An 8,388-nucleotide genomic window follows, 5' to 3' on the forward strand; every position below is an offset into this window, starting at 1 on the left:
GTGCCAGTAGCAGTAGTTGCCCCTGAAGTGCCGCCGATGTTGTTATAATCGCTGACGTTTGTAGCAGTTCCTCCTATTGCGTAATTAACGCTACTTGCCCCGCCGGTGTTGCCGCTGCGAGTCGCGGTGAAAGTCAGAGGAGTTGTGCCGCTATTGCCTTCGGGAGTGCTGGCAATACCGGCGGCAATGGCATAGGAAACAGTACCGTTGGCTGCAATAGTTAATGTTGTTTGTTTTGTTGTACCTGCAACGCCTCCGGTAATTGTGCCAAAGTTGAGAATTGCGGTTTCGGCGTTTTCAGGGAGATTGTCGGGTTTGATAGTAACTGCAACATTCTGAGTGAGAGTAGTAGTGCCGGCGGGGAAAGTAATCGAGGGAGGGGAAATGGTGTAGTCTGAATTTTGGGTAGCTGTGCTGCTGGGGTCGATGACAATTGGTACTGTTACATCGGTGAAGGGTGTGCCGCTGATAGTAACGGGAATATTGACTGTTGTATCCGCCGTTCCTTCCGTCCCGCTGTAAGTAGCGGCCCCAAAATTTGCGACAACATTCAGCAAAATCGAGACATCGTTAGAACCGCTGTTTGCTGTAGCTAAATCGGAAAATCCATCAGCATTAAAATCTGCTACTGCTACGGCACGAGGTAGCGTTCCGACATTAAAGTTGGTAGCACTCCCAAAATTTCCTCCACCATCTCCCGACAGAATTGAGACATTGTTAGAACCATTATTTGCCGTAACAATATCCAAATTTCCGTCGGCATTAAAGTCGCCGACTGCTACAGATTCAGGATTAGTTCCCACACCAAAAGCAACAGCAGGGTTAAAGCTATTTGTGGTTGAATTCCACAACAAAACAGAGACATTGTTAGAGCTATAGTTAGCTGTAACTAAATCGGGTTTGCCATCTTTATTAAAATCCCCTACTGCCAGAGAACGCGGATCGCCTCCTACACCAGTAAAGTTAGTCGTAGGGCCAAAATTGCCTGCACCATCCCCTTTTAAAAAGTACACGCTATTTGACAATCTTTTAGTCGCAACTAAGTCAAGATTACCGTCACCATCAAAGTCTGCTACCTCAATAAAAGTGTCACTTCCTGCCGCTCCGAAGCTAATGTTGCTGGGAGTACCAAAACTACCTGTCGGTGTCGCCAGCAGAATGGAAATTTGATTATTTCCTGTCGCGAGGTCAATCCGTCCATCTTTGTTGAAGTCTCCCGCAGCGACAAAAGCTGGATTGACTCCGCTAATGTTGGTAGGAGTACCGAAGCTGCCTGTACTTGTCCCCGGCCAAATGGCAATAGTGCTAGAACCTGGTGGCCCATACCCACCAGGACTGGCTACTGCTATATCGGAGAAACCGTCTGGGTTGAACAAGTCATTGATAGCAACAGATACGGGAAATTCGCTGCTGGAGTTAGGTAGGGGAGTAGCAATACCGAAGCTGCCCGTACCCGTTCCCAACAAGGCCGTCACGTTTTGGGTACTGCCAATATTTCCAACAACTAAGTCAGGAAAGTTGTCTGAGTTAAGCTTGCCGACTCCAAGAGAGTAAGCCCCTGTTCCTCCTGCAGAAAAGGTGGTAGCCTTACTAAAGTTGGCAAAAACATATTTGTAACTCGCTAACACTTCTTCTGCAAATACCAGCGGTGTGTTAATTTCCCCGGTTGTTGCTTCGAGTTTCCAGTCGCCGCCTTTTGCTGCGCTTCCCGTGAGGTTTTTGGAAGCGGCAACATTGGTATTTGTGAGTTGGGCGATGCGCTGGATAAATCCGAGCGCACTTAATGCCACATTACAACCATAAATCAGAATGTCCGCGCCGTGTGTGAAAGCACTTCGCCACTGCCGCAATTTCTCGGAATAAGTTTCTAAATTACCTGCATTCAAGCTACCGCCGCCCACTTGCAAGCTGCCGGGAGCACCGTGAGAAATGATGTGGATGCTCTCAATATTCGTGCGAAGAGCTAAAATTTGAGTAATTTGGTCGATCGCATCTTGATTCCCATCCAAAACTACTACTTCCGTACCCGGTTTTACTCCGGCTACCAAACTTTGATAATCTGGTACTGTAGTATCGATAAAGGCGATCGCACTTCCTGAAACTCGATTATTTAAATTTGGCATAATACACCTGACTGGGGTAAAAAAAGAGAACAATTCCCCGGTTTCGCGACTTGCATCCGAAACTCTTTTTGAAGCTTGTAGCAACCATAACAGTTGTTTCAGAGAAAATATATAAACTTTTCTCCATAAAAACACTTAGTTATTAAATTTTTGATAAAGATACAAAAATTAATTAAGTAATATTGCGTAACCGCCAGTACAAAGTTGATAATTCAACACAAAATCAATGAATTGCCAGTGTAATTATACCTAAGTATTAATATCGTATTTTTGATAGATATGTGCGATCGGGGCGGGTTTACAAAATTATGAGTTTTAGGCAATTATTTTTCGTAAAACCCGCCCCTACAAGTTATTCGTTAGAATATTTAAGGGCGATATGAAATGCACAAGATCGGGTGCTTTATTTCTGAGCTAAAATTGCATCATAATCGCCATGAGTCCCTATCCAAAACCAGACAATACCTTCAGGTTTCTCAACTCCCAGAGCTCGGTAAGTATCGCCTACTCGCACCGATTGCAATTGCTTTCGCCTGCCAACTTTTTTTAAATGCAGTGAAGGATGATACGGATCGACTTTGAGTAATTGTAATTTTTATCAGCTAAGGCTTGTATTTCTTTAGGTAGCTGCTGATAGCACTGCAAACGCGGTAAAGTCAGATGCTTCATAACACTTTAGCCAATCCAGCTTCATACTCTGCATCAACTTCATCAAGTAGCGCATCCAACCGCCCATCCTCCAAATCCTCTTCAATTTGCCGGTCCCAGACTTGTTGGCGATACTCTATCAGCCAAGCTGTGAGCTCCGACAGTTCCTTAACCGACAAATTCATAATTGCTGTTTCAAGTTCTTTAACTCTCATACATTTTGCCACATTATGATATTATTAATATAACCAATTATTTAAGCGCGATTCCCTACGGGATAGCTTCGCACGCGCGTACTTATTTCAAACCCGAATCTATCTGCCCTAAAATCCTCTCAGCCTCCCCGCACACAGCATCGTGACAGCAACCGTTACTCGCCAACAATCCCCCCCACTGACTCACATCTCCCCGGTTGTACTGCAAAGCAGAACCGTCAAAACGAGTAAATCGACCGCCCGCCTCCGTCAAAATTAATTCCGGCGCCGCCAAATCCCAATCCTTCGGCGCAGATTTTCCCGAAAGCGCAATATAAACATCAGCCTTTTGTTCGACAATTGTCGCGATTTTGCAGCCGATACTGCCCACAGCAAGTTGATTTTGACAGGGAAATTTGTGCAATAGTTGGTTTAGGCGATCGTCCCGGTGACTGCGGCTGGTTACTATAGATAAATCTGCCACTACATTGCGCGCAGAAACCTGCAATTTCACCGCCGAACCCCCGCGACTTTCCCCAAAAGTACCAGCATCCCGAATTGCGTAATAAATTTTTTGTTGTTCCGGCCAAGCCACAACTGCCAAAACTGGTCTTCCTTCAAACGCTAAAGCAATGTGGACTGCAAATTCGCCTGTCCTGTCAATAAAATCTCGCGTTCCATCCAAAGGGTCAATAATCCAAACCCAATCTTGAGTTAAGGCAACTTTCCCGTTTTTTTCTAAATAAGCTTTGTAAGTTTCTTCGCTGAGATAACCAAATTCTGCATTCCCTAAAACCGACTGCAATTCATCGAGAATGTAAGAATTAACAGCGACATCGGCCGCAGTAACTGGGCCGTCTTTTTTCTCTTGAATGTCCAGGTTGGGAGTCTCAGAATCTTGGCGATAATAGGATTGTAGGATATCTGCCGCACCCCAAGCTGCAGCCCGCGCAATTTCGCTTAACTCTTCAATAGTTTTCATATTTTAAACCGCAGATAAACGCTGATTTCACTTTCAGGTAGAGTTTATTGGCGACAACTTAACGTCAAACCGACTGTATCTCTTGTTTTTATCCAAGTCTAGATCCCCCCTAACCCCCCTGAATAAGGGGGGGACAAGAGCATTTTCAAAGTCAACCCCTACTCCCCTTCTTAAGGGGGATTTAGGGGGATCTAGACTTCGATAAAAAGCGACATTTATTATGGTTTTAGTCTTATTTTGTCACCAATGATCTCGGCCTCATTCTTCGTTTTGGCAAACTTACCAATTAATATGAGGATATTTCCATTCATAATAATTGGGAAACACAAAATTAGTAAACGACACCGAAATACTCACCTCTAGCGATTTTACATGATGCCACCAACCCACAGGAATAAATATAACTTCTCCCGGTTCCAAAATTACCTCAATAATTTTCGCATCTCTGTAAAGCGGATATTTGTCATAGTCGGGATTTTCGCCGTCAACTTTGCTAAAAACTCCGACGTGATTGTAAAGCAGAGGCGTTTGCTGCGGAGAAATCAATTTAATTAGTTTGCGACCCGATACTTGAGCTAAAATTAAATTAACTGGGTCGTGATGCAGCGGCGTAATTGTACCTTTGGGGCCGAACCAAAAGAAAACTCTGCCTTTTGTATCGCCGGGATTGAGGTATTCTGGGAAAATCTCAAAGTCGTTAAATAGCGATTTAAATTCTTCTCTTTCCAGAGTTTGATTGTTAGCAACCATGTAGCAGTCGTTGCTGGGGCCGCCGTTGACGACCATATCTATATACTCGCGGAAGAAAACCGTTTTTTTGTGGTTGTGTACCTTAATTTCGTAATCCGGGTCTGAGTTGCGGTTGGCTTGAATTTCTACCTCTGCATCTCCGTATTTTTGCTGCAAATACTCCGGTGTCCACAACTGCAATGCTTTCCAGTTGTGCATGATGTTGGTAATAATTACGGGAGTATTTTTAGCGTAGTAATTTTCTAAAAAATACTCTCTGGAAAGGCTGCTTTTGCGTTCGATTGTGCCAAACTTGGAAGAGAGGGCGGCTAATTGATTGTTGATGTTGAGTTGCGATTCCAGTTTCTGCAATAGCTGCACGTAATGGCTACCTGCTTGGAAGTACGGATGAGAGGATATTTTGGTAACTTCTGCGGTTGCTGTTTCGGCATCAATACCTGTATTTATTAAGCCTTGAATGATGTCTGCATCTGGTAGATTTAATAATTTGTTAGCCGCTACCCACTGTTTCAAGTTGTCGGGAACTTCTGGTTTGCTTGGCGCTGTGGCGAGTAGGTTGGGTAAGTTTTGCGTCAGCCATTCTAGATTAACCTGTTGTTCTTCTGTGAGGGTAATCCGTAAGGGGGGGAGTGTGATGCTTAAAGGTTGAGTTTCAGCCATGATTTGAGTGTTTTGTTTTGGGGTAGTTTTGTTTTGCTTGCAGGTGTTTTACTACTATAGCAATGTTGTTTGATTTGTGGATTTTTTGGGCGAACCGCGTTGGCGTAGCCTGCGCGAAGCGCTTAGACGCAAAGGGCGCGAAGGAAGAAAGGAGAGGGTTGATATGATTATTTTAGCTTAACAAGTGTTGTCTGTTTCTGTTTTCTGGGTGCGATCGCTTTTTTCCGGATATTTGCATTATTTTAAAGTTAAGGTTGAATGTTTTTTATCCATTGACGGGTTCCGAAAGTTTTGCAGGAATCGGCAGCTATTTTGGCGGCTGCAGCGAGGGCATTTGTAAAGTTGTCTTGTAAAATATAGTGACAGAAAGCGCCGTGGAAAATGTCGCCTGCGCCTAACGTGTCTGCGGCTTGGATTTGAGGCACTTCTAAACTGCCGAAACTGCCTTTGCTGAGGTATTTAATCGGTTTTTCGCCGCGCGTGATGGCAATGTGGGGAATTCCGGCTTCTGAGAGGTAAGCAAAGACTTGTTGGGAATTTTTGCAGTCGGGCGGATGAAAGTTATCGGAACATACGGCCCATTTAACGAAGGGTAAGATTTCCTCTAATCCGGGTTTCCAACTGCCGCCATCGAGGACGATGGGAATGTTTTTTGATTGGGCGAGTTCAGCGATTTCTTGGCTGGCTGGAATTTGGTGTCCGTCAAACAGTATGATATTAACTGATGTTAAAATATCCTGGTTAATTGTTTGACTCTCAACTTGCGATTTCGTAGCATTGATGGAAATTACCGATCGATCGCCCGTTGCTTCAGTTACAATAATCGAAGAAACTGGTGGAGAGTGCGATAGCCCTGGCTGCAAATCGATTATCCTGACATCATACTCCGCTAAGTCTGCACGAATCAATTGGGCGATCGCGCCAGTGCCCAAAACCCCCGCCAAAACCGACGCATTCCCCAAACAGCTAAAAGCAACCGCAGCATTTGTCGCCGGCCCGCCCGCAGCAATGGTACAATCAGCAGCAACAACCTTCTGATTTTCCCCCGGAGGCTTCTCGGCTAAATAAACTAAATCCAAAGTTGCCAATCCCAAAAACAATCCAGTTTTCATATCTGCTTAAATATGTGGCATGGGCGTGTGGCATGGGCGTCCCGCCCGTGTCCCATCTGCGGTTAAAATAAAAAATATCCAAATGCAGCCAAATCCCAATACAGGAACACTTTACATTGTCGGAACGCCGATCGGCAACCTCGAAGACATGACATATCGCGCTATCCGAATTTTACAAACAGTAGATTTCATCGCAGCCGAAGACACCCGCCACACAGGCAAACTTTTACACCACTTTCAAATCAAAACACCCCAAATCAGCTATCACGAACACAACCAACAGCAGCGACTCCCCGAATTAATCGACAAACTGCTATTAGGAAAAAGTATCGCCATTGTAACCGACGCTGGAATGCCGGGAATTTCCGACCCCGGATACGAATTAGTCAAAGCCTGCGCCGATGCTAACATTAATATTATTCCGATTCCCGGCCCCAGCGCCTGCATTGTTGGGATAAGTGCATCGGGATTACCTACAGACAGATTTGTATTTGAAGGATTTTTGCCCGCCAAAGGTCAAGAACGCCAGCGGAGTTTAGAAAATTTGCAAATAGAATCCCGCACTATTATCTTATACGAATCTCCCCACCGGTTGCGGCAAACTTTACAAGATTTAGCAAATACCTTGGGAACCGACAGACAGATTGTGCTGGCCAGGGAATTGACAAAAATGCACGAAGAGTTTTGGCGTGGTAGTATCGAAAGTGCGATCGAACTTTACACCGCACGCGAACCCCAAGGAGAATTTACCCTAGTGATTGGCGGCCTCCAAACAGACGCACCAATTTTCTCTGAAGATGCCATCAAAGCCGAATTACAAACATTAATAGCAGAAGGCATCAGCCGTTCCCAAGCCAGCCGCCAACTAGCCAAACAAACATCCCTCCCCCGCCGCCAAATCTACCAACTCGCCCTGACAATAGGCGACAATGAATTATTGTAATATAAACCTCTCTGCGCCCTCTGCGCCCTCTGCGGTAAAAAAAAAAACTAGATAATCACACTAAAAATTATATGGTACGCGGAAACTACGATCGCCAAAAACCCTACTTACGCAACCCCCACATCAACAAACCAATCGCCGAAATCTACGCAGACTTAGACGCCTTTAGCTGGGAGATATTTGAAGACCAACCCCACCGCTTCGATACCGTCAGTTTCTACGTCTTGCTTCCCCCGCTATTGTACGAAGGAAAATTCATCAAAGGAATTTACTTAAGCGAAGGAGTCGAACTAATCAACAAACTATTTCCCCAACTTTCCTCAGTATTTTTATCCTTCACCTATTCCCCCGGAATCTCCTATTCCTGGGCCCCTGTCGCCGACGCCTACTCCAGTTTATACAAAAACCCGCAGCGAGATAAATGGTTTCGCGAAACTTATCCAAATCGCGCCAACAAACCAATCGTACCACTGCAAGACACAGACTTCATCAACGAATACTTAATTTCTCCCCGCAACGTCCCCGCCAAAGACATCGACTTGCTAGCCGTCGCCCGAATTTCCGAAGAAAAGAATTTGCCAACAATTGCTAAAGCCTTAAAAATTTACCGCCAAAAACATCCGCAAAAACCAATAAAATTAACAGTTGTCAGCGGTCACGACTTTGATGTTAACAACATTAAAACCCTCGACGAGTATGCCTTAAAAGAATGGCAACAAATAGAAGCAATTTTAGGCAATCCTTTCGACTACATCAATTTACTACCGCGAGTTGACTACTACAGCGAAATGCCTGTATATTATTCGCGCGCCCAAGCCTTCATCCTCGGTTCCCTCCTCGAAGGAAAAAACCGGGGAATTACCGAAGCAATGAGTTGCAACGTACCAGTAATTTGTTTTGAAGAATTCAACCAATACGCCAGAGGAAACTCGCCAGTTTTCCCGGAAGGTGCGGGACTTTACGCCAAATTTGACCC

General features: G+C 44.9%; 8 protein-coding genes. 2 read left to right on the top strand and 6 right to left on the bottom strand.

The window, feature by feature from the left end:
- The 6 genes from WBA89_RS20770 to WBA89_RS20795 form a co-directional block, all read right to left on the bottom strand.
- Positions 1 to 2,123, bottom strand: a 2,123-nt coding sequence (locus tag WBA89_RS20770; protein ID WP_424409118.1) for a DUF4347 domain-containing protein, incomplete at its 3' end; no start/stop codon positions are given.
- A 403-nt stretch (positions 2,124 to 2,526) separates the two neighbouring features.
- Positions 2,527 to 2,637: a hypothetical protein gene (locus tag WBA89_RS20775; RefSeq protein WP_424409127.1), complete on the bottom strand. Its 111-nt coding sequence runs from the start codon at positions 2,635 to 2,637 to the stop codon at positions 2,527 to 2,529.
- 151 nt (positions 2,638 to 2,788) lie between these two features.
- Positions 2,789 to 2,986, bottom strand: coding sequence for a hypothetical protein (locus tag WBA89_RS20780; RefSeq protein ID WP_424409119.1), 198 nt, complete (start codon positions 2,984 to 2,986; stop codon positions 2,789 to 2,791).
- A gap of 82 nt (positions 2,987 to 3,068) precedes the next feature.
- A complete protein-coding gene (locus WBA89_RS20785; protein ID WP_424409120.1) occupies positions 3,069 to 3,947 on the bottom strand; it encodes a 3'(2'),5'-bisphosphate nucleotidase CysQ family protein in 879 nt (292 codons plus the stop codon).
- Between the two features lie 279 nt (positions 3,948 to 4,226).
- Positions 4,227 to 5,357 carry a cupin-like domain-containing protein gene (locus tag WBA89_RS20790; protein WP_424409121.1) on the bottom strand — a complete coding sequence of 377 codons (1,131 nt, stop codon included), beginning with the start codon at positions 5,355 to 5,357 and terminating at the stop codon, positions 4,227 to 4,229.
- A 248-nt stretch (positions 5,358 to 5,605) separates the two neighbouring features.
- Positions 5,606 to 6,469, bottom strand: a complete 864-nt coding sequence (locus WBA89_RS20795; RefSeq protein WP_424409122.1) for a PfkB family carbohydrate kinase — start codon at positions 6,467 to 6,469, stop codon at positions 5,606 to 5,608.
- Between the two features lie 82 nt (positions 6,470 to 6,551).
- On the opposite strand from WBA89_RS20795, the gene rsmI reads away from it, so the two are divergent.
- Both rsmI and WBA89_RS20805 read left to right on the top strand, forming a co-directional pair.
- The gene (gene rsmI, locus WBA89_RS20800) at positions 6,552 to 7,412 is read left to right on the top strand and encodes a 16S rRNA (cytidine(1402)-2'-O)-methyltransferase (protein WP_424409123.1); all 861 of its coding nucleotides are present in this window, start codon (positions 6,552 to 6,554) and stop codon (positions 7,410 to 7,412) included.
- A 71-nt stretch (positions 7,413 to 7,483) separates the two neighbouring features.
- A partial coding sequence (locus WBA89_RS20805; RefSeq protein ID WP_424409125.1) for a glycosyltransferase occupies positions 7,484 to 8,388 on the top strand: 905 nt, incomplete at its 3' end.

Source organism: Microcoleus sp., from assembly GCF_049646505.1.
In the GTDB taxonomy this organism is placed as follows: Bacteria; Cyanobacteriota; Cyanobacteriia; order Cyanobacteriales; family Microcoleaceae; genus Microcoleus.